General features: G+C 69.5%; 17 protein-coding genes and 2 riboswitches. Of the genes, 7 read left to right on the forward strand and 10 right to left on the reverse strand.

Translation table 11 applies throughout. The annotated features are described in order from the left end of the window. Positions 1-70: 70 nt before the first annotated feature. The 9 genes from AC3RXZ_RS05120 to AC3RXZ_RS05160 form a co-directional block, all read right to left on the reverse strand. Positions 71-1,693: a peptide ABC transporter substrate-binding protein gene (locus tag AC3RXZ_RS05120; RefSeq protein ID WP_491493329.1), complete on the reverse strand. Its 1,623-nt coding sequence runs from the start codon at positions 1,691-1,693 to the stop codon at positions 71-73. 198 nt (positions 1,694-1,891) lie between these two features. Then, positions 1,892-4,765: an aminomethyl-transferring glycine dehydrogenase gene (gcvP, locus tag AC3RXZ_RS05125; RefSeq protein WP_491493330.1), complete on the reverse strand. Its 2,874-nt coding sequence runs from the start codon at positions 4,763-4,765 to the stop codon at positions 1,892-1,894. Continuing rightward, positions 4,765-5,142: a glycine cleavage system protein GcvH gene (gene gcvH / locus AC3RXZ_RS05130; RefSeq protein WP_243224765.1), complete on the reverse strand. Its 378-nt coding sequence runs from the start codon at positions 5,140-5,142 to the stop codon at positions 4,765-4,767. Before gcvH ends, gcvP begins: the two co-directional genes overlap by 1 nt. Next, positions 5,139-6,344, reverse strand: a complete 1,206-nt coding sequence (locus AC3RXZ_RS05135; protein WP_491493331.1) for a glycine cleavage system aminomethyltransferase GcvT — start codon at positions 6,342-6,344, stop codon at positions 5,139-5,141. Before AC3RXZ_RS05135 ends, gcvH begins: the two co-directional genes overlap by 4 nt. 54 nt (positions 6,345-6,398) lie before the next feature. After that, a riboswitch (glycine riboswitch) is annotated at positions 6,399-6,486 on the reverse strand. Continuing rightward, positions 6,487-6,581: riboswitch (glycine riboswitch) on the reverse strand. Positions 6,582-6,608: 27 nt separating this feature from the next. After that, the gene (locus tag AC3RXZ_RS05140) at positions 6,609-7,442 is read right to left on the reverse strand and encodes an ATP-binding cassette domain-containing protein (RefSeq protein WP_243224763.1); all 834 of its coding nucleotides are present in this window, start codon (positions 7,440-7,442) and stop codon (positions 6,609-6,611) included. Then, positions 7,439-8,326 carry an ABC transporter ATP-binding protein gene (locus tag AC3RXZ_RS05145; protein WP_243224762.1) on the reverse strand — a complete coding sequence of 296 codons (888 nt, stop codon included), beginning with the start codon at positions 8,324-8,326 and terminating at the stop codon, positions 7,439-7,441. Before AC3RXZ_RS05145 ends, AC3RXZ_RS05140 begins: the two co-directional genes overlap by 4 nt. Then, on the reverse strand, positions 8,323-9,288 hold the full coding sequence (locus AC3RXZ_RS05150) for an ABC transporter permease (protein WP_243224761.1): 966 nt from the start codon (positions 9,286-9,288) through the stop codon (positions 8,323-8,325). The genes AC3RXZ_RS05145 and AC3RXZ_RS05150 overlap by 4 nt, the downstream gene beginning before the upstream one ends. Beyond that, the gene (locus AC3RXZ_RS05155; protein WP_243224760.1) at positions 9,281-10,276 is read right to left on the reverse strand and encodes an ABC transporter permease; all 996 of its coding nucleotides are present in this window, start codon (positions 10,274-10,276) and stop codon (positions 9,281-9,283) included. Before AC3RXZ_RS05155 ends, AC3RXZ_RS05150 begins: the two co-directional genes overlap by 8 nt. A gap of 41 nt (positions 10,277-10,317) precedes the next feature. After that, positions 10,318-12,015, reverse strand: a complete 1,698-nt coding sequence (locus tag AC3RXZ_RS05160) for an ABC transporter substrate-binding protein (protein ID WP_491493332.1) — start codon at positions 12,013-12,015, stop codon at positions 10,318-10,320. A gap of 262 nt (positions 12,016-12,277) precedes the next feature. On the opposite strand from AC3RXZ_RS05160, the gene AC3RXZ_RS05165 reads away from it, so the two are divergent. The 7 genes from AC3RXZ_RS05165 (at position 12,278) to AC3RXZ_RS05195 (ending at position 19,902) form a co-directional block, all read left to right on the forward strand. Continuing rightward, positions 12,278-13,033, forward strand: coding sequence for an NUDIX hydrolase (locus AC3RXZ_RS05165; protein WP_491493333.1), 756 nt, complete (start codon positions 12,278-12,280; stop codon positions 13,031-13,033). A gap of 40 nt (positions 13,034-13,073) precedes the next feature. Next, the gene (gene nadA / locus AC3RXZ_RS05170) at positions 13,074-14,435 is read left to right on the forward strand and encodes a quinolinate synthase NadA (RefSeq protein WP_491493334.1); all 1,362 of its coding nucleotides are present in this window, start codon (positions 13,074-13,076) and stop codon (positions 14,433-14,435) included. Next, the gene (nadB, locus tag AC3RXZ_RS05175) at positions 14,432-16,084 is read left to right on the forward strand and encodes an L-aspartate oxidase (RefSeq protein ID WP_491493335.1); all 1,653 of its coding nucleotides are present in this window, start codon (positions 14,432-14,434) and stop codon (positions 16,082-16,084) included. The genes nadA and nadB overlap by 4 nt, the downstream gene beginning before the upstream one ends. After that, on the forward strand, positions 16,081-16,932 hold the full coding sequence (gene nadC / locus AC3RXZ_RS05180) for a carboxylating nicotinate-nucleotide diphosphorylase (RefSeq protein WP_243224756.1): 852 nt from the start codon (positions 16,081-16,083) through the stop codon (positions 16,930-16,932). Before nadB ends, nadC begins: the two co-directional genes overlap by 4 nt. 3 nt (positions 16,933-16,935) lie before the next feature. Further along, positions 16,936-18,066 carry a cysteine desulfurase family protein gene (locus tag AC3RXZ_RS05185; RefSeq protein ID WP_491493336.1) on the forward strand — a complete coding sequence of 377 codons (1,131 nt, stop codon included), beginning with the start codon at positions 16,936-16,938 and terminating at the stop codon, positions 18,064-18,066. Positions 18,067-18,154: 88 nt separating this feature from the next. Continuing rightward, positions 18,155-19,096: a glycosyltransferase family 2 protein gene (locus tag AC3RXZ_RS05190; RefSeq protein ID WP_491493337.1), complete on the forward strand. Its 942-nt coding sequence runs from the start codon at positions 18,155-18,157 to the stop codon at positions 19,094-19,096. Positions 19,097-19,128: 32 nt separating this feature from the next. Continuing rightward, positions 19,129-19,902, forward strand: coding sequence for an SDR family NAD(P)-dependent oxidoreductase (locus tag AC3RXZ_RS05195; protein WP_491493338.1), 774 nt, complete (start codon positions 19,129-19,131; stop codon positions 19,900-19,902). Positions 19,903-19,947: 45 nt separating this feature from the next. Here the strand turns inward: AC3RXZ_RS05195 and AC3RXZ_RS05200 are convergent, their stop codons facing one another. Further along, a complete protein-coding gene (locus AC3RXZ_RS05200) occupies positions 19,948-21,258 on the reverse strand; it encodes an alpha-L-fucosidase (RefSeq protein ID WP_491493339.1) in 1,311 nt (436 codons plus the stop codon). Positions 21,259-21,270: the final 12 nt, after the last annotated feature.

Here is a 21,270-nt window from a genome sequence, read left to right on the forward strand (position 1 = left end):
CGCGCGCCCCGTGGTGCGAGGCGGCGAATCGCAACCGCCTCGCACCACGGACCCGAGCAGGATCCGAGTATCACTCCTTCGTGATGGCGTAGATGATCGGCCAGCTGTCCCAGCCGTACTCGACGTTCTCGACCAGCGTCGAGTAACCGGCGTTCGTCGAGCGGTACCAGAGCGGCAGCACCGGCAGGTCTTGGAACAGCACCTCCTGCGCCTGTGCGAAGAGAGCGTTGCCCTCTTCGACGGACGGCGCCGTCGCGCCCTGCTGCACGAGCGAGTCGTACTCCTCGTTGGAGTAGTCGCCGTCGTTGGACCCGGCTCCGGTGATGAAGAGGGCACCCAGGATGTTGTAAGCGCCCGGATAGTCGAACTGCCAGCCCGAGCGAGTCGCCGCGTCGAGTGTGCGATTCGAGATCTCCTCACGCAGCGTGGCGAGGTCGGGGAACGACTGGCCGATCGCGTCGATGCCGAGCGTGTTCTTCAGCTGGTTCGCCACGGCGTCGACCCACGGCTGATGGCCGCCGTCCGCGTTGTAAGCGATCGTGAACGTCCCGCTCCACGGCGAGATGGCGTCAGCCTGCGCCCAGAGTTCCTGCGCCTTGGTGGCGTCGGCATGCGTGACCTCGGATCCGGGGATCGAATCCGACCAGCCTTCGATCACCGGCGAGGTGAAGTCGACGGCCGGGGTCCTCGTGCCTTCGAAGATGACGTCGGTGATCTGCTCTCGGTCGATCGCGTACGAGATCGCCTGACGCCGCAGCAGCCCTTCCTCATCGTTGCCGAAGTGCTCCAGTCGAGCGGGGATGGTGAGGCCTTCCCAGATCGCGGCGCCCTGGTCGACGGCGCGGTCGCCCAGATCATCCTTGTAGGTGGCGAGCGCCGACGGAGGCACGTTCGGGTTGATGACGTCGAGGTTGTCGCCGAGCAGGTCGGAGTAGGCCGCTTCCTGCGTCGCGTAGACGACGAGATCGACCCCGCCGTTCTGGGCCACCCTCGGGCCGTCGTAGGTCTCGTTCGGAACCAGGGAGATCACCTGGTCGTGCTCCCAGGAATCGAGCTTGTACGGGCCGTTGCCGATCGGGTTCTGTCCGAACGCCTCCGGGTCCTCGAAGAACGATTCGGGCAGCGGTGAGAAGACCTGGTAGCCCAACGAGATGGGGAAGTCGGACTGTGCGGCTGCGAGTTCGACCGTGAACGACGTCTCGTCGACGACTTCGAGCGCGAGAGTGTCCTCCCCGCCCTCAGGGTTGTAACCCGCGAAGTTGGCGAACCACCACTGGTTCTCGAATTCCGCGTCCGAAGCGGCATATTGCCACGCGTCGACGAACGACGAAGACGTCACGGGCGTCCCGTCGCTGAACGTCTGGTCTTCCTTGATCGTGATCGTCCAGGTCTTGTTGTCTTCGGACTCGATGGACTCGGCGATGTCCATGGCCATGGCGCCGTCGGCTTCGTAGTACACCAGGCCTGCGAAGATGTTCTGCAGCACCAGGCCACCGCCGACCTCGTTGGTGACGGCGGGGATCAGCGGATTCTGCGGCTCGTTGTTCTGAACCGTGACGATTCCCGTCGAGGCGCCGGATCCTTCATCGTCTCCGGTCCCGTCGCCCCCGTCACCGGACGAGCATCCGGCCAGTGCGATGGCGCCTGCGGTCAGCAGCGCCGCGCCCGCGAGGGCGCTCCTGTTTCGCTTCACTTTGTGTCCTCCAATGGACATCGACAAGCGCGCACTCCTCATCGAGTGCGTCGTGATACTCAGAGGTTAAGCCCCCGTGCGCCTGCGCGTGCATCCCCGGGAGACGCCGTTAATGAACTGTTACTGAACGAACGGTCGGAAAAGACGGATCCCGCCGCCGGACGGGCCGGCGACGGGATCTCGGAGGGTGGCGGAAGCTCAGGCGAACGCCTCCACCGGAGGGCAGGCGCACACGAGATTGCGGTCGCCGTAGGCCTGGTCGATGCGCCGCACCGGGGGCCAGTACTTGCCCGCCACGAGCGCGGGAACCGGATACGCGGCCTCCTCACGCGTGTACGCGTGCGTCCACTCCCCCGCAATCAGCGAAACCGCGGTGTGCGGCGCGTTCACGAGCGGATTGTCGTCCGCCGGCCAGCGGCCCGACGCCACGGCATCCGCCTCCGACCGGATCATGATCATGGCCTCGATGAAGCGCTCGATCTCGCCGAGGTCCTCGGACTCGGTGGGCTCGACCATGAGCGTGCCCGGCACCGGGAACGACATGGTCGGCGCGTGGAAGCCGTAGTCGATCAGGCGCTTGGCGACGTCGTCGACCGTGACCCCGGTGGCCTCCTTGAGCGGACGCAGGTCGAGGATGCACTCGTGCGCGACCCGGCCGTTCTCGCCCGTGTAGAGCACGGGATAGTGCTCGCCCAGACGCGCGGCGATGTAGTTCGCCGACAGCACGGCCGCGGCGGTCGCGTCGCGAAGACCGGCGGATCCCATCATGCGCACGTACGCCCACGAGATCGGCAGGATGCCGGCCGAGCCGTATGGGGCCGCCGAGACCGGACCGCCGCCGAACTCGAATCCGCCCGCATGTGCGGCCTTCTGCTCGAGCGGGTGCGACGGCAGGAAGGGCGCGAGGTGCGCCTTGGCCGCGACCGGTCCCACACCGGGACCGCCGCCGCCGTGCGGGATCGCGAACGTCTTGTGCAGATTGAGATGCGACACGTCGCCGCCGAGGTCGCCGAAGCGCGCAAAACCGAGCAGGGCGTTGAGGTTCGCCCCGTCGACGTACACCTGGCCGCCGGCCTCGTGCACCGCGGAGGTGATCTCGACCACGGCCTCCTCGTACACGCCGTGCGTGGACGGGTAGGTGATCATGAGGGCGGACAGCTCGTCGGCGTGCACGGCGATCTTGGCGCGCAGGTCGTCCAGGTCGACGTTGCCGAGCTCGTCGCACGCGACCACCACGACCCTCATACCGGCGAGGACCGCCGAGGCGGCGTTCGTGCCGTGCGCCGAGGACGGGATCAGGCACACTGTGCGCTGGTCGTCTCCGTTCGCGCGGTGGTATCCGCGGATCGCGAGGAGCCCGGCCAGCTCGCCCTGCGAGCCGGCGTTCGGCTGCAGGGAGACCGCGTCGTAACCGGTGACCTCGGCGAGCCAGCCCTCGAGCTGGTCGACGAGTTCGAGATACCCGGCGACGTCGGATGCCGGCGCGAAGGGGTGGATCCCCGCGAACTCGGGCCAGGTGATGGCCGCCATCTCGGTCGCGGCGTTCAGCTTCATGGTGCACGACCCCAACGGGATCATGCCGCGATCGAGCGCGTAGTCGCGGTCCGCGAGGCTCTTCAGATACCGCATCATGGCGGTCTCGGAGCGGTGCACGTGGAACACCGGATGCGTCAGGTACTCGTCCCGGCGCCGCAGCTCCGCCGGCAGCGCGTCCTTCGCGCCGGTGCCGAGGAAGCCGAGCGCGCGCTCCTGCTTGCCTCCGAACACCATGGCCACCTGGTGCAGCTCGCCCAGCGTGGTCGTCTCGTCCACCGAGATGCCGAGGGTGTCGGCGTCCGCCACATGGAACAGGATGCCGTAGCCGTGGTGTGCCTGCTCGGCGTACTCCGCCGCGCGGCCGGGCACGCGCACCGACACGGTGTCGAAGAACGCGTCGTTCAGGACCTCGACGCCCGCGTCGGCGAGCCAGTCGCGCAGCAGCGACGCCTTCGCCGCGGTCTCCGAGGCGATCGCGCGCAGCCCGTCGGGTCCGTGATAGACCGCGTACATGGACGCCATGACGGCGAGCAGCACCTGGGCGGTGCAGATGTTCGACGTCGCCTTCTCGCGACGGATGTGCTGTTCGCGGGTCTGCAGCGACAGCCGGTAGGCGGGCTTGCCGTCGGCGTCCACCGAGACGCCGACGAGCCGGCCGGGAAGCTGACGTTCGAGCCCCTGGCGGACGGCCATGTAGCCGGCGTGCGGACCGCCGAAGCCCATCGGCACGCCGAAGCGCTGCGTCGTCCCGACGGCGACATCGGCCCCCAGCGAGCCGGGAGAGGCGATCAGCGTGAGGGCCAGGAGATCGGCCGCGACCACGGCCAGGCCCCCGGCGACATGCGTCGCGTCGATGACCGCCGTGGGGTCCCACACGAGGCCCGAGGCAGCCGGATACTGCACGAAGACGCCGAACAGCTCCTCGGGCAGCGCCTCGCCGGCCGCGAGGTCGCGCTCGACGAGCTCGACGCCCACGGCATCCGCTCTGGTCGCCAGCAGGGCCTTGGTCTGCGGGAACGCTCCGGAGTCGACCACGAAGACGTTCGAGGCGGCCTTGGACGCGCGGCGTGCGAGCAGCATGCCCTCCGCAACCGCCGTCGACTCGTCGAGCATGGAGGCGTTCGCGGTGGACAGCCCGGTCAGGTCGGCCACCATGGTCTGGAAGTTGATGAGGGCCTCGAGGCGGCCCTGCGAGATCTCCGGCTGATAGGGCGTGTACGCCGTATACCAGGACGGGTTCTCCAGGACGTTGCGCTGGATCACGCTCGGAGTGATCGTGCCGTAATACCCCAGGCCGATCATGGGCGTGCTGACCGTGTTGCGCGCGGCCAGGGCGCGCAGTTCCGCGAGCGCCTCGGCCTCGGTCGCGGCGGTCGGGATGGCGGACTCCCCTGCGGCGGTGAAGATGGATGCAGGGACGGCCTGGCGCATCAGCTCGTCGACGGGGGCCTCGGCATCCGCGACCCCGAGGGCGTCGAGCATCTGCCGCTGCGCGTCGGAGGTCGTCCCGATGTGACGGTCGGCGAAGGAGACCATCAGCCCTCCGTGATGGCGACGTAGGCGTCGCGGTCCAGCAGGCCGTCGAGCGCGCCGTCGGCGACGGCGACCTTGATCAGCCATGCGTCCTCGAACGGCGAGGAGTTCACCAGGGCCGGGTCGTCGACCACGGCCTGGTTGACCTCGGTCACGGTGCCGGCGACCGGTGCATAGAGCTCGGAGACGGACTTCGTCGACTCGGCCTCGCCGAAGACGGCGCCCCGGGTGAGCTCGGTGCCCACGGCGGGCAGCTCCACGAAGACGATGTCGCCGAGGGCGTCCGCGGCGAAGTCGGTGATGCCGACCGTCGCCGTGTCGCCGTCGACGGCGACCCACTCGTGCTCTTCGCTGTACTTCAGGGTTGTCAGGTCGGTCATCTCGTCCTCCGGTAGAAAGGCATGTCGGTCAGGGTCGCGGGGATCCTCGTCCCCCGCACGTCCAGGAAGAGCGGCTGCTCGCGCGCCGCCGGGTCGATGTAGGCCATGGCGATCGGGTGTCCGAGCGTCGGGCTGAGCGCACCGCTGGTGATCTCGCCGACGACGGAACCGTCCTCCGACACGACGGCGTAGCCCGAACGGCCGGCTCGACGGCCCTCAGCGGCGAGGCCGACCAGGACTCGCGCGTCGGATGCCGGCTGCACCGCGTCCCTGCCCACGAAATCGTCCTTGTCGGCGGCGACGACGCGTCCCAGCCCCGCCTGCGCCGGCTTGGTGTCCAGCGTCAGCTCGTGGCCGTACAGCGGCATGCCCGCCTCGAGACGGAGCGTGTCCCGTGCCGCGAGACCGGCGGGAACGAGACCGTGCGGCTCCCCCGCCGCGAGCACCGCATCCCACAGGGCGGTCGCGTCGGCGGCGCGCACGAGCAGCTCGAAGCCGTCCTCGCCGGTGTACCCGGTGCGCGCGATCAGCAGCGGCTCGCCGCGGAAGCGGGCCGACGCCCAGGCGTAGTAGCGCTGTTCCGCCCACGGGATCGAGACCTCCGTGATGCCGTCCGTCTCGGCGAGGATCGTCTCGGCGGCCGGGCCCTGCACGGCCAGCAGCGCGTAGTCGTCGGAGACGTCGAAGACCGTGACGCCCCCTTCGCTCGTCGAACGGTCCGCACCCCCTTCGCTCGTCGAACGGTCCGCACCCCCTTCGCTCGTCGAACGGTCCGCGCCCCCCTCGCTCGTTGAGCGAGCCGCAGGCGAGTCGAAACGCGTCCGCTCCTGGAGCGCGTGCGCCACGGCATCCCGGTTCCCGGCGTTGGAGATGATCAGGAAGCTCTCCTTGCCGAGCCGGTAGACGATGACGTCGTCGACGATGCCGCCGGACTCGGCCAGCACGAGCGAGTACTTCGCCCGGCCGACGGCCACGGCGGAGATCCGACCGGCCAGCGCGTGATCGAGGTAGGCCGCGGCATCCGGACCGTCGACGGTGAATTCGGCCATGTGCGAGATGTCGAACAGACCCGCGGCCCGGCGCACGGCATGATGCTCGGCGAGGTCCGACGTGTAGCGCACCGGCATCTGCCAGCCGCCGAAGTCGGTGAAGGACGCGCCCAGCGACTCATGTCGCTCGCGCAGAGGTGTGAAGCGGGCCACGGAGTTCTCCCGGATCGGACGGATGGATGCCGTACGGAATGCACGGTATCCGAGAACTCCCCCTCTGTCATGGGCCTGAGAGTTTCACCCCGATGGGGCTTTCACCGTCGGCGGATGCGCGGGCATCGCTTTCCAGAGTGGCCCGACCGGCGCGGTACGCGTACCTGAGAGATTGGCGGGGAGGCTTGCTCCTTCGGTGCCCGGCCGGAATCACCGGGGCTCTCCCGCACGGGTCGTGGGGCCGTCTTCAGTTGTGCGACCAGCTTACGGCCTTCCCGCGAGCTCCGCGCGCACCTCGTCGCGCAGCCGGCCCATGTTCTCGGGGTCGGGCGCCGCGCCCAACAGGGTCTTCGTGTAGTCGTGCTGCGGGTCGAGGATGACCGCGTCCGCCGGCCCGCGCTCGACGATGTCTCCCCGGTACATCACGAGGATCTCGTCGCTGAAGTGGCGTGCCGTGGCGAGGTCGTGCGTGATGTAGAGCACGCCGAGGTTCTCCTCGCGCTGCAGGTCGGCGAGCAGGTTCAGGACGCCGAGGCGGATCGACACGTCGAGCATCGAGACCGGCTCGTCGGCGACGATGAACCGTGCGCCGGGCGCAAGCGCCCTGGCGATGGCGACGCGCTGGCGCTGTCCGCCGGACAGCTCGTGCGGACGCCGCTCCGCGAAGCTCTCGGCCGGCGACAGCCGCACCCGCTCGAGCAGATCGAGGGCCTTCTCGCGCACCTCGCCGCGGGAGAGCTTCGGGTGGTGGATGCGCAGGGGCCGCTCGAGGTGATGGATGATCGTGTGGAACGGGTTGAGCGACGCGAACGGGTCCTGGAACACCATCTGCACGTCCGACCGGTAGCGCGCCAGCGCGGATCCGGATCTCCCGCTGGGAGCGCCGTCCAGTAGGATCTCCCCCGACGTCGGCGTCTCCAGCTTCATCAGCATCCGGGCGATGGTCGACTTCCCGCTGCCGGACTCGCCCACGAGCGCGATCGTCTTGCCCGCCTCGAGAGTGAACGAGACGTCCTTGACCGCGTGCAGCGTCGTGGACTTGAGTCCCGAGCGCAGGCGGAAGTCCTTGACGAGGTGGCGTGCTTCCAGAGTGCTCATCGGACGTCCTCCTTGACGGATGCCGCGGCCGCCCCCGCGTGTGCGGCGTCGCCGCTGCGGACGAAGCCGCCGCGCTCTCCGCGCAGGCTCGGGAAGCTGGAGAGCAGCTTCCGGGTGTACTCGTGCTGCGGGGTCCGGTAGATCTCCTCCGCGGTGCCCTGTTCGACGATCTCGCCCTGCAGCATCACCGCGATCCGGTCGCTGATCTCCAGGAGCATCGGCAGGTCGTGGGTGATGAAGATGACCGCGAAGCCGAGCTTCTCCCGAAGGCGCATGATCTCGCGGATGATCCCGCGCTGCACGACCACGTCCAGGGCGGTGGTCGGCTCGTCCATGATCATGACCTGCGGATCCAGCGCCAGCGCCATCGCGATCATCACGCGCTGGCGCATTCCTCCGGACAGCTCGTGCGGGAAGCTCGTCAGCCGGGAGGGATCCACCCCCACGAGCCGGAGCAGCTCCTCCGCGCGTTCGGTCTTGGCGCGGCGGCTCATGCCGGGACGATGCGTGTCGAAGACGTCGAAGATCTGCGCCTTCACACTGATGACCGGGTTGAGGGAGTTCATCGCCCCCTGGAACACCATGGAGATCTTGTCCCACCGGAACGCGCGCAGGCCCTCGTCCTCGAGCCCGACGATGTCGATGTCGTCGCCGTCCCTGTCGTGGAAGACGATCTCGCCGCCGGTCATCAGCGCCGGCGCCTTGAGCAGCCGGTTGAGGCCGTAGGCGAGCGTCGTCTTGCCGCAGCCGGACTCGCCGGCGAGGCCCAGGATCTCACCGCGGTGAAGAGTGAGCGAGACGTCGCGCACGGCCTTGACGGGCGGATCGACCTCGTACTCGATCGAGACGCCGCGGGCGGTGAGAACGGGTTCGGAGGCGGTCATGCGCCCACTCCCTTCGTCTTCGCGGCCTTGCGCACGCGGCGCGCGGCCTCGGGGGCGACCCGCAGCTTCGGGTTGATGATCTCGTCGATCGCGAAGTTGATGAGCGACAGTCCGCAGCCCAGGAGCGCGATCAGGATGCCGGGCGGGATGAACCACCACCACGCTCCCGTGCCGAGCGCCTGACCGGACTGCGCGTCGTTGAGGATGGTCCCCCACGTGATGGAGTCGGTCGCGCCGAGACCCAAGTAGGACAGGCCCGCCTCGCCCAGGATGGCGAAGATGATCGCGAACAGGAACTGCGCGGCCAGCAGCGGGAGCAGGTTCGGCAGGATCTCCACGAGGATGACGCGGAAGGACTTCTCCCCCGCCACCTTCGCGGCGTAGACGTAGTCCCGGCTGCGCAGCGATCGCGCCTGCGTGCGCAGCACGACGGCGGCCCCCGCCCAGGAGGTGATGCCGAGCACGAAGGCCACGAGCAGCCAGCTGCGGGTGTTGAAGTACGTCGCGATGACCATGGCCAGCGGGAGCCCAGGGATCACGAGGGCGATGTTGGTCACCAGCGACAGCGTCTCGTCCCGCCACCCGCCGACGTATCCGGCGAGCACACCGAACAGCAGGGAGAGCACGATGGCGATGAGACCGGCCACGATTCCGACCAGCAGCGACCCCTGCGTTCCGTACGCGAGCTGGGCCAGCACGTCGTAACCGAGCTTCGTCGTTCCGAGCAGGTGCTCGGAGTTCGGCGGCTGCAGCGCGTCGTTTCCGGAGAAGCGAGGATCCTGCGTGACGAACGGTCCGATGATCCCGAACAGCACGATCGCGACGACGATGACGATGCCGGTGATGAGCTTCGCCGACATGGTCGGCAGCATGGCCCGCCAGCCTCCCCTGGCAGGCTTCTGCGTGACCAGGGCGACGGTGTCCGGCGGTGCGGCGGTGGGCTTGGTGATGGTCTCAGACATTGTGGCGTGCCCTCGGGTCGATGTAGCCGTAGACGAGGTCCATGATGAAGTTCGCGGCGAGAACGGTCAGGGTGATCACGAGGAAGACGCCCTGCATGAGCGCGTAGTCGCTGTTCTGCACCGCCTGGAACATGAGCTTGCCGATGCCCGGATAGGTGAACACCTGCTCCATGACGATCGATCCCGCCACGACGAAGCCGAGCGTGATGGCGAAGCCGGCGATCGACGGGATCGCCGCGTTGCGCGACGCGTACATGGTGAGGATCCGGCGCGGCCGCAGTCCCTTCGCCTCGGCCGTGGTCACGTAGTCCTCGGCGAGCGTGGAGACCATCATGTTGCGCATGCCGAACAGCCAGCCGCCGACCGAGCTGATGACGATCGTCGTCGCCGGGAGGATGGCGTGCCAAACGGCATCCGCGAAGAACGCCCAGCTCCACTCCGGGCCCTTGGGGAAGTCGAACACGCTGTACCCGCCGATGATGGGGAACAGGCCGAGTCCGACCGCGAACACCGACACCAGCACGAGGGCGAGCCAGAAGTAGGGGATCGACTGGAGGATCGTGGTCGCCGGGATCAGGTGATCGACCCAGGTTCCGCGCTTCCAGCCCACCCACGCGCCCAGGACGATGCCGAGCACGAAGGAGATGATCGTGGCGACGCCGACGAGGATCAGCGTCCACGGCAGCGCCTGGCCGATCAGCTCGGCTACCGGGGTCGGATACTTCGTGACGGAGATCCCCAGATCCCCGCGCAGCATCCGGCCCCAGTAGCCGAGGTACTGCTCCCACATCGAGGAGTCGTCGGAGCCGAGCAGCAGCTTGATGTTGCGGACGGTGGTCTCGGAGACCTCGCCGCCGTTGCGCTGCAGCTTGGCGATCATGATGTCGGCGGGGTCGCCGGGCATCAGACGAGGGAGCAGGAAGTTGAGGGAGATCGCGGCCCACAGCGTGATGATGTAGAACCCGATCCTGCGGGCATAGTACTTCATGTCAGATCCTCGACTTCCTGCTCCTCTGCGTCATCTCGGCATCAACCGGCGGGCTTCAGCTGCGGCAGGATGAATCCGGCCGACACGGAACCCCACGACGGCGGGAAGGCGTACAGGTCCTCCTCCGTCGGCCACCCCGTGAACTCCGCCGAGTTGTAGAAGGTCTGGGTGGCGTTGATCACCAGCGGGATGTACGGCAGGTCGCGGACGATCTCGGACTGGATCGTGGCGTACTGCTCCTTCTTGACGGCCTCGTCGTTCGTCGCGTTGGCCGCGGCGATCGCGGCGTCGACGGTCGGGTTGTTGTAACGGCTGAAGTTCCAGCGTCCGGCGGGGACCTCCTCGCCGACGGGGCCCGTCGACTGGATCTCAGTCCCGCCGAGCCAGTCGCGGTAGATCTGGAACGGGTCGGCGACCGAGGTCCCCACCATGCCCCCCACGATCAGCTCGTACTGACCGGTCTGGCGGGCGTCCGAGAACTCCTGCCACTGCACCGTCCCGACGTTGATCTTGATGCCGGCGGCGGCCGCCTGCTCGGCGATCAGCTTCGCGGCGTCGTTGTAGTCAGTCCAGCCGTCCACCGAGATCAGGTCGAGCTCGATCGGAGTGCCGTCCTTGCCGTAGAAGCCGTCGCCGTCCTTGGTGTAGCCGGCCGCCTCGAGGATGGACCCGGCCTCGGCCGCGTCGGGGTCCTGCGGGCTCACGGCGTTCGCCGGGTCGGCCACCCACTTCTCATCACGCGGGAGCAGTGCGTAGGTCGGCGAGATGTCTCCCGTGAGACCCACGAAAGCCTTCTCCTTGATCGTGGCGCGGTCGACCGCGACGTTCAGCGCCTGACGGACGGCCACGTCGGTCTGCTCGCCCGTGCAGCCGAGGTCGGCGTTCGCGCACGTGTAGAGGACGGTGGGGTCCTGAGGCGTGTTGATCCAGTCGATCTTCCCGTTGCCCGTGACCGAGTCCGGGTTGGGGATGAACATGCCGGCCCAGTCCAGTTCGCCCGCGGCGAGGAGGTCCTGCGCGGCCTGGTTGTTGTCGACGGCGATGTACTGCACAGTCCCGACGCCGAGGTCGTCGGCGCCGCGATAGTTCTCGTTCGCGACCAGGACGTAGGACTCGCTCGTGACGCTGTCCACCACGTAGGCGCCGGAGCCGACCGGCTCCTCGTTCGTGAAGGTGGCGAAGTCGTCGACCTCGCTCCAGACGTGCTGCGGGAGGATCCAGGTGCCGCCCATGCGCTGCCACTCGGAGGTGAACTGCGGCGTGGCGTAGGTCAGCACCACGGTGGTGTCGTCCTGCGGCTCGGCGGAGACCAGGCCCTGCCCCTCGGGGTTGTTGCCCTCGTAGGTGAAGGTGAACGCGACGTCCTCGGCGGTCAGCGGCTCGCCGTCGCTCCACTTCAGATCGGGCTTGATCTTGACGGTGATGACCGTGCCGTCCTCGTTGAACTCGTACGATTCGCCGATCATGCCGGTCGCGGGCTCGTCCGCCGTCTTGTTGAAGAAGAACAGCGGCTCGAGGATCGGGCCGAGCGCACCGTGGAGCACGGTCGGCGCGAACGGGTTGAAGTTCGCCTCGATGGGCGTCTGGCTGCCGGCCCAGACGCGGAGGGTGACTTCTTCGGCGTCGCCGCCGTCGCCCGTCTCCCCGCCACCGCCGGTGCAGGCGGTGAGGCCCAGTGCGAGGACGGATGCCCCCGCCATCGCCGTGATCGCGACACGGCGCTTTCCAGTGCGGAACATGTGTTGCCTTTCCTCTCGGTGCTGCATTGCTTGAGGGGTGCTGCTCATCCTTGAGAACCCCGAGGAGGGGTTTGTTAGGACAGTAACCTAACAAACCCTGTCACGCCAGGCAAGAGCCGTGGTTACGGCCGCGTAACGTTTTCCTCACGCGGCGATTCCACGTCGCATCCCGGCCGCGGGCCGGCGTCGACAGCGTCACAAGTCGTCACCCGCTTGAGGTTCTGGTCACCTTGACACTAAGATCGAGGCGGAGGTTAGAGTCATGATGACCAGAAGTCAGGAGTCGGAGATCCGCGTCGCGGTGTCGACAGTGATCCTGACGCTGCGCCGCGGAGACGAGGGCTCCCCCGTCCTGTCGCTGCCGCTCGTGCTGCGCACGAGGGACCCCCACCAGGGCCAGTGGGCGCTGCCCGGCGGATGGCTCGACGAGCGCGAGGGTCTGGAGCAGGCCGCGGCCCGCACACTCGCGGAGACCACCGGACTCGCGCCGAGCTACCTCGAGCAGCTGTACGCGTTCGGAGACGTCGACCGCTCCCCCAGCCGGGTCGTGTCGATCGTCTACTGGGCGCTGCTTCGTCAGGACGAGGTCGACGCGCAGAGCGCCGCCCATGTCGCGGCCGGCAACGCGCCGGAGAATGTGCGCTGGTTCGATGCCGACGCTCTTCCGGAGCTCGCCTTCGACCACAACCAGATCGTCGAGTACGCCCTGTGGCGACTGCGCAACAAGGTCGGCTACAGCCGCGTCGCGCACGGGTTCCTGCCGCCGACGTTCACGCTCTCGGACCTCCGCGAGGCGTACGAGGCGATCCTCGGACGGCGTCTGGACCCGGCGAACTTCCGACGCCAGGTCGAGGCCACGGGCACCCTCGTACCCACAGACGCCTTCCGCACCGGCAGCCATCGACCGGCCCGGCTGTACCGCTACAACACCGACGTCGAACTCGCCGACCGCGGCCCGCTCGGCGCCGGGCGGGCATCGCCGGCCCCGGCATCCGATTCCCTCCCTCCCGCCCGTTGACCCACCCGACCCGCACCACCCTCGACGAAACGAGCACCCGATGAGCACCACCTTCGTCTCCGCCCCCGCCGTCCGCACCGACGCCTCGGTCGACCACGCCATCCAGGCGATCGTCGACGGATCGAGCACCGAGGCCACGTGCAGCACGGACCTGGCCGCCGGCCCGTGGGACTTCGACACGCGTCCGGGATACGGTCCCGGATCGTCCATGGGCGACGTCATCCCCACCGGTGCGCCGCGCCAGGGCGAGCTGCCCGCCGAGTACCGCGAGGCGAGCGAGGACGAGCTGGACGCGCGCATCGTCGCCGCCAAGCAGGAGCTCGGTGACCGCGTCGTGGTCCTGGGGCACTTCTATCAGCGCGAGGAGGTCGTGAAGCACGCCGACCACGTGGGCGACTCGTTCCAGCTCGCGACCGCCGCCAAGCAGCGTCCGGATGCCGAGGCCATCGTGTTCTGCGGCGTGCACTTCATGGCCGAGACCGCCGATCTGCTCTCCGGAGCGGACCAGAGCGTGATCCTGCCGAACCTCGCCGCAGGCTGCTCCATGGCCGACATGGCGGACATCGACCAGGTCGAGGAGTGCTGGGAGCAGCTCGCCGAGGTGCTCGGCGACCTGGACGCGGCGGACGAAGAGGGTCGCGTGCCGGTCGTCCCTGTCACGTACATGAACTCCTCCGCCGCCATCAAGGGCTTCGTCGGCCGTCATGGCGGGATCGTCTGCACGTCGTCGAACGCCGCCACCGTCCTGGAGTGGGCGTTCCAGCGCGCCCGCCGGGTGCTGTTCTTCCCCGACCAGCATCTCGGCCGCAACACCGCCAAGACCATGGGCGTACCGCTCGACCGGATGCCGATGTGGAATCCGCGTCGGCCGCTGGGCGGTTCCTCCGCCGCCGAACTCGTGGACGCGCAGGTCATCCTGTGGCACGGGTTCTGCTCGGTGCACCGCCGGTTCACGGTCGCCCAGATCGATCAGGCGCGCGCCGAGCACCCGGGCGTGCGCGTCATCGTGCACCCGGAGTGCCCGATGGAGGTGGTGGATGCCGCGGACGAGGCCGGGTCCACCGACTACATCCGCCGGGCGATCGACGCCGCGTCGGAGCCGACGACGTTCGCGATCGGCACGGAGATCAACCTGGTGCGGCGTCTGGCGGCGCAGTATCCGCAGCACGAGATCTTCTGCCTCGACCCGGTCGTCTGTCCGTGCTCGACCATGTACCGGATCCACCCCGGCTACCTCGCCTGGGTGCTCGAGGAGCTCGTCGCGGGACGCGTCGTCAACCGCATCCAGGTGACGGACGACGTCGCGGATCCCGCCCGCGTCGCGCTGGAGCGGATGCTGGCGGCGAAGCCCGCTCCTTCGCCCTACGCCGAGCGCGACGGCGTCGGATCGAGCCGGCGATGAGGATCGCCGTCATCGGCTCCGGCATCGCCGGGCTCACCGCCGCGCTGCATGCCCGGGATGCCGGTGCCGAGGTGACCGTCTTCACCAAGGGCGCATTCGGCGACGGCTCGACACCGCACGCCCAGGGCGGCGTCGCGGGGGTGTACCGGGCGGGCGACTCCCCCGCCGCGCATGCGGAGGACACCCTGAACGCGGGAGCCGGTCTCAGCGACCCGGCGGCCGTCGACGTCCTCGTCTCCGCGGGCGCGGCCCGCATCGCCGAGCTGATCGCCCGCGGCGTGGCCTTCGACCGTTCGCCGTCCGGCGAGCTGCTGCTCGGTCGCGAGGCGGCCCACAGCGCGGCGCGGATCGTCCATGCCGGCGGCGATGCGACCGGGGCCGAGATCACCAGGGCTCTCACGACCGCGGTCCGAGCGGCGGCCGTCGAGGTCGTCGAGGGCGCGTTCCTCGTCGACCTGCTGACGGACGGGTCGTCCGTGCGCGGGGTGCGGGTCCTCCTCAACGGCGCGCTCGTCGACCGGCACGCGGACGCCGTGATCCTCGCGACCGGCGGGGCCGGGCAGCTCTTCGCGCACACGACGAATCCGAAGGGCGCGACCGGAGACGGCATCGCCGCCGCGATACGCGCCGGCGCCGCGATCGCGGATCTGGAGTTCGTGCAGTTCCACCCGACGATCCTCGCCGCAGGCACCCCGTTCCTCATCTCGGAGGCGGTCCGCGGCGAGGGGGCGACGCTGATCGACGAGGACGGCCGGCGGTTCTGCTTCGACGAGCATCCGGACGGCGAACTCGCGCCCCGCGACGTGGTGGCCCGCGCGATCGCCCGGCAGGCTGCGCGTCAGGGCGCCCCGGTGCGCCTGGACGCCACCGCTCTCGGCGCGGAGCGACTGGCCGAGCGCTTCCCGACCATCGACCGTGTGACGCGGGAGCGCGGATTCGACTGGGCGAGTCAGGCGATTCCGGTCACTCCGGCCGCGCACTACCTCATGGGCGGAATCGTCACGGATCTCGACGGACGCACGAGCGTGCCCGGGCTGTTCGCGGCCGGCGAGGTCGCACGCACCGGCGTGCACGGCGCGAATCGTCTGGCGTCGAACTCGCTCCTCGAGGGCGCGGTGTTCGGAGCCCGTGCGGCAGTCGCCGCTGCCGGCCCGTCGAAAGAAGACGGCGCCGCTTTCCATCGCTCGTCGAGCGACGACGGCGCAGCTCTCATCCGCTCGTTGAGCGAGGACGGCGACGCACTCATCCGCTCGTCGAGCGACGACGGCGCAGCTCTCATCCGCTCGTCGAGCGAGGACGGCGCAGCCGACCGAGTCGAAACGCCCTCCCCGCACGAACGCGTTTCGACTCGCTCCGCTCGCTCAACGAACGACGGAGGTCACGAGGACGGCACACCGGGGCTCTCCCGCGCAGCGCTTCAGCGGCTCATGTGGGAGAACGTCGGCCTCCTTCGCACGGACGAGGGGCTCGCCGATGCGGTCGCCACGATCCGGGCCTGGCAGACCGAGGCGGTCGTCCCGGCATCCGTGGCCGAGCACGAGGACGCGAACCTGCTCCTGCTCGCCGCCGCCACGGCATCCGCCGCCGCCGAGCGCACCGAGTCGATCGGCGCTCATTTCCGCGAACGTTCCCTGATCGGAGTCCGATGATCACCGCATCCACCTTGACCCGCGTCGTGGGCGCCGCTCTCGAGGAGGACGCTCCCTGGGGCGATTTGACGAGCACGGCGCTGCTCCCCGCCGGCGCGACCGCGACCGCCGACCTCGTGGCCCGGGAGAGGGGCGTGTTCAGCGGTGGAGACGTGTTCGCGGCCGCCTTCACCCTGACGGACCCCGCGGTCACCGTCGATCTGCATGTCGGCGACGGCGACGCGTTCGGGCCCGGTGATGTGCTGGCCTCGGCATCCGGACCGGCACGGAGCCTGCTCACGGCCGAACGCGTCGCCCTCAACTTCGTCCAGCGCATGAGCGGGATCGCGACGCTGACGGCGGCCTACGTCGACGCGGTGGCGGGCACGGGTGTCCGCATCGCGGACACGCGCAAGACCACACCCGGTCTGCGCGCGTTCGAGCGGCATGCCGTCGTCTCGGGCGGCGGCAGCAATCACCGGTTCTCCCTGTCGGATGCCGTGATGGCCAAGGACAACCATCTCGCGGTCCTGACGCGCTCGGGCGCCGACCTCGCCACCGCCCTGCGCGAGGCCCTGACGCGGCTGCCGCACACGACGCACGTGGTCGTCGAGGTGGACCGTCTCGACCAGATCCCGGATGTCCTCGCCGGCGGCGCCGATACCGTGCTGCTCGACAACTTCTCGCTCGACGATCTGCGGGCGGGCGTCGAGCTCCTGGCGGGGCGGGCGACCGCCGAGGCATCCGGCGGAGTGAGCCTCGACACGGTGCGCGCGATCGCGGAGACGGGAGTCGACGTGATCTCCGTCGGCGCGCTGACGCACTCGGCGCGCGCTCTCGACCTGGGGCTCGACCTGCGGATCGGCTGACCCGTGCTCTACCTCGACCACGCCGCCACGTCGCCCGTGCGCCCCGAAGTCCTCGAAGCGATGCGCCCGTACCTCACCGGCGTCTTCGGCAATCCGTCCAGCCACCACACGGTCGGCGAGGCGGCGGCGAGCGCACTCGAGGACGCCCGCGCGCGCATCGCCCGCATCGTCGGGATGCGCTCCGGCGATGTGATCTTCACGTCCGGCGGCACGGAGGCGAACAATCTGGCCGTCAAGGGCGTCGTCCTCGCGTCGGATCGCCGGCACCTCGTCGTCTCGCCGATCGAACACGAATCGATCCTCGAGTCGGCCGCGTACCTGAAGCGCTTCCATGACGTGGCGGTCTCGACGGCCGCCGTGGACGCCGCCGGTCGCCTCGGTGCAGAGGCACTGGCCGCGGCGATCCGCGAGGACACCGCCCTGGTCACCCTCGGGCACGCGAACAACGAGATCGGGACGATCCAGGACGTCGCGACGCTCGCGGACGTCGTCCAGTCCGCCGGTGCCGTGCTGCACGTCGACGCCGTGCAGTCAGCGGGATGGTTGCCGCTGAAGGCTCTCGCGGCGGACGCGATCTCGATCGCCGGCCACAAGCTCGGCGCCCCGAAGGGCATCGGGGCTCTGATCGTTCGCGGACGGATCCCGGTGGAGCCGCTGATCCACGGCGGCGGACAGGAGCGGGGGCGCCGCTCCGGCACCGAGAACGTCGCCGGGGCCGTGGCTCTCGCCACAGCCCTGGAACTCGCCGATGAGGAACGGGAGGCCGTGGCCACGGCGGTCGGCGAGCGCACGCGCGCGTTCATCGCCGATGTGCTCGTGACCGTCCCGCAGGCCACGCTCACGGGCGACGCCGAGAATCGACTTCCCGGCACGGCGAGCTTCACGTTCGAAGGCGTCAGCGGCGAGTCCGTGCTGCTCGAGCTGGAGCGCCGCGGTGTCGTCTCATCCAGCGGATCCGCCTGCGCTGCGGGCAGCGACGAGCCATCGCACGTCCTGATCGCGTGCGGCATCCCGCCCGGGGTCGCGCAGACCTCCGTGCGTTTCACGTTCGGTCGCACACCACTGCCTGCCGACGCCCCCGCGCGGCTCGCGGCGCTCGTCGCCGAGTCGGTGCGCGCGGTCGCAGGTCCTTGACTGCTCGCAACGCCGCGCCACCATACGGATCACCTCCACAGACACAGCCGCGGGGCCTGCCGGCCGCGACGCGCCATAGACTCGGCACGTGCCCGCCCCGATCGTCACGCTCATCGTCCCCGGCCGCGACATCGCCGCCTACGTCCCGGCCGCTCTCGACTCCCTGCGCGCGCAGAGCGAGCCCCGATGGCGTGCGCTGCTCATCGACGACGGGTCGCGGGACGGCACCGGCGAGGTCTTCGCGCAAGCGGCGGCATCCGACCCGCGCTTCGACGTCATTCGTCACGACCGCTCGATCGGACTCGGCGCCGCCCGCAACGCCGGACTCGACCGCGTCGACACCGAACTCGTCGGCTTCCTGGACGGAGACGACGAACTCACGCCATCGGCGCTCGCGCGACTCACCGGAACACTGGCTGAGACCGGCAGCGACTTCGTCGCGGCCGCCTATGTGCGCTCCCGCCATCGGGACGGCGCATATGTCCCCGGGCGTGTGCAGCCCTGGGTGGCCGCAGCCACGGCCCCCGAACGCCGGGGCACCACGATCTTCGAGCATCCGAAGGCCTCGGCCAACATCGTCGCGTGGTCGAAGATCAGCCGATCGGATCTCTGGGGAGACCTGCGCTTCCCCACCGATGTCGCTTACGAGGACCAGATCGTCGCTCAGCGGATGTACACCACGGCGCGCGCCTTCGACGTCATCCCCGACGTCGTCGTGCGCTGGCGGCTGCGTGCCGACGGTTCGTCGATCACGCAGGGGAAGGCCCAGCTGCCCGTGCTCCGGGACTACCTGGCGGCCCTGCGCGGCGGAATCCGGGTGCTGCAGGATGCCGGGGCGCACGCGGCCGTGACGGCTAGACTCGACCTCATCCTCGCCATGGACGTGCCGCCGCTCCAGGAGATCGCCGGCAGCCATCCCGATCCCGCATACGCCGCGGCGGTCACCGCCTTCGTCGACGAGCTGCACGCACTCCCCGAGTTCGCCGACGCCCACCCAGACCCCACCCTCGCGGCCGCGCTCAGCTGGTGACGCCCCGAGCGCGCCCGCGTGTCAGGAGACACATGAACGACTTCCTCGATTCCCTCTTCTCGCTCGGCGGCCGGACCGCCGTCGTGACCGGCGGCAGCTCCGGCATCGGCCGCGGCATCGCCACCGCCCTCGCCCGCGCGGGCGCCGCGACTGTGATCGTCGCGCGCGGTCAGGAACGCGTGGAGCAGACGGTGCGCACGCTGACCGATGCCGGATGCCGCGCCGCCGGCGTCATCGGCGACCTCAGCACCCGCGCCGGCATCCATGCCGTCGCGGACGCTGCGGCCGAACCCTTCGGCGAACCGGACATCCTGGTGAACTCCGCCGGCGTCAACATCCGTCCGCCGTATCCGGAGATCACGGAAGACGACTGGGACGCGACGATGACCGTGAACGCGCTCGCGCCGTTCCTGCTCGGCCAGCGCTATGCGCAGGGCATGGCGTCGCGCGGCTACGGACGCCTGATCCACATCAGTTCGCAACAGGCCCATCGCGCGTTCGTGGGAAGCGGGATCTACGGCGCCTCGAAGGGCGCGATCGAATCCCTCATGCGCTCCGAGGCGGAGGCGTGGGGCGGCACCGGCGTGACGAGCAACACCCTCGTCCCCGGCTTCGTGCTGACGCCGCTGAACGCGCGGCTGCAGGAGGACCCGGACAAGATCGCCGCCCTCGCGGCTCGGACGATGATCGGCCGCAACGGCGTCCCGGACGACTTCGCCGGGGCCGCCGTCTTCCTGGCGGGCGCCGGATCCGCGTACGTCACCGGGCACTCGCTGTTCGTGGACGGCGGCCTGTCGGCGCACTGAGGTGCGGTGCGGGTGCACTCCCCCGCGAGTGCACCCGCACCATCGTCAGGCGCGAGCGAACGCGACGGCCACCAGTCCCTCGCCGACCTCGTGCACCCGCACGACGACATCGCCGTCCCCGGGCTCGACGTCGGCGCTCCCCGTCAGCACTCGCGCGCCTTCGGGCCGGAACCCGTCGACGCGGACGCGGTGCTCCCCCGCCTCTCCGAGGAACACGATCCGCTCGTCCGCGGTGATCCAGTCCCGCCGCCACGGGTCATCCGTCGCGACGTCCCCGAGGTCCGCGCGGACGGTGCCGGCGGCGAGGTCGGCCAGCGGACGCTTCCACGCTCCGAACCCCTCCAGGCTGCGGCGCTGCTTCTCGGGGATGTCGCCCTCGGCGGTCGGGCCGACGTTCAGCAGCAGACGTCCGCCCTTCGAGACGATGTCCACCCAGAGTCGGGCGAGGCGCGAGGCGTCCAGGATCTCCTTCGGCGACTCCAGGCGGTTGTAGCCGAACGACCAGCCCAGTCCGCGGTTGTTCTCCCAGACCTCCTTCGACTCGTTCTCCTTCATGGCGGAGTATTCCGTCGTGGCCACGTCGTAGTACGTGTCTCCCCAGCGGTCGTTGACCACGCCGTCCGGATGCGCCGCGAAATAATCGCGGAACAGTTCGTGGAGCCCCCCGGCGTCGCGATGCTTGCCGGCATCCGGCCATTCGATGTCGTTCCAGAGGACGTCGGGATGATAGCGATCGATCAGGTCGCGCACGTGCGCGGCCGCATAGGCGTGATAGGCCGCGTCGACGGGCCGCAGCGAATGGACCTCGTCATGGGAGCGGTGCGGAGGGAAGTCGGTGACCGACCAGTCCAGCCCGCCCGAGTAGTAGACGCCGAAACGGATCCCCCTCTCACGCACCGCTTCGGCGATGTCCCCGACGAGGTCACGCCGCGGACCGCGGTGCACGGTGTTGCGGGTGCCGGTTCCCGGTGCATCCCAGAGCGTGATGCCGTCGTGGTGCTTGGTGGTCGGGACCACGTACTCGGCACCGGCGGCGGCGAACAGGTCTGCCCAGGCCTGCGGGTCGAACCGCTCCGCGCCCCACTGGTCGAGGAAGTCGTCGTACGGCGCATCGCCGTACACGTCCCGGTGATGCTGCTGCGCAGGGCTGCCGTCGATGCGGATCGTGTTCAGATACCACTCCGCATAGGGGTTGTGTGAGAACCAGGTCTTGTCCTCGATCTCGCCCAGAGCTCCGATCGGCTCCGCCCAGGCGGGAACTGAATACGCGCCCCAGTGGATGAAGATGCCGAACTTCGCCCGCGCGTACCAGTCGGGCAGGTCACGGTCCAGGTCGGTCCAGGTCTTGTCGGTCATGTGGTCCTTTCG

The sequence above is a fragment of the Microbacterium cucumeris genome (genome assembly GCF_058349845.2).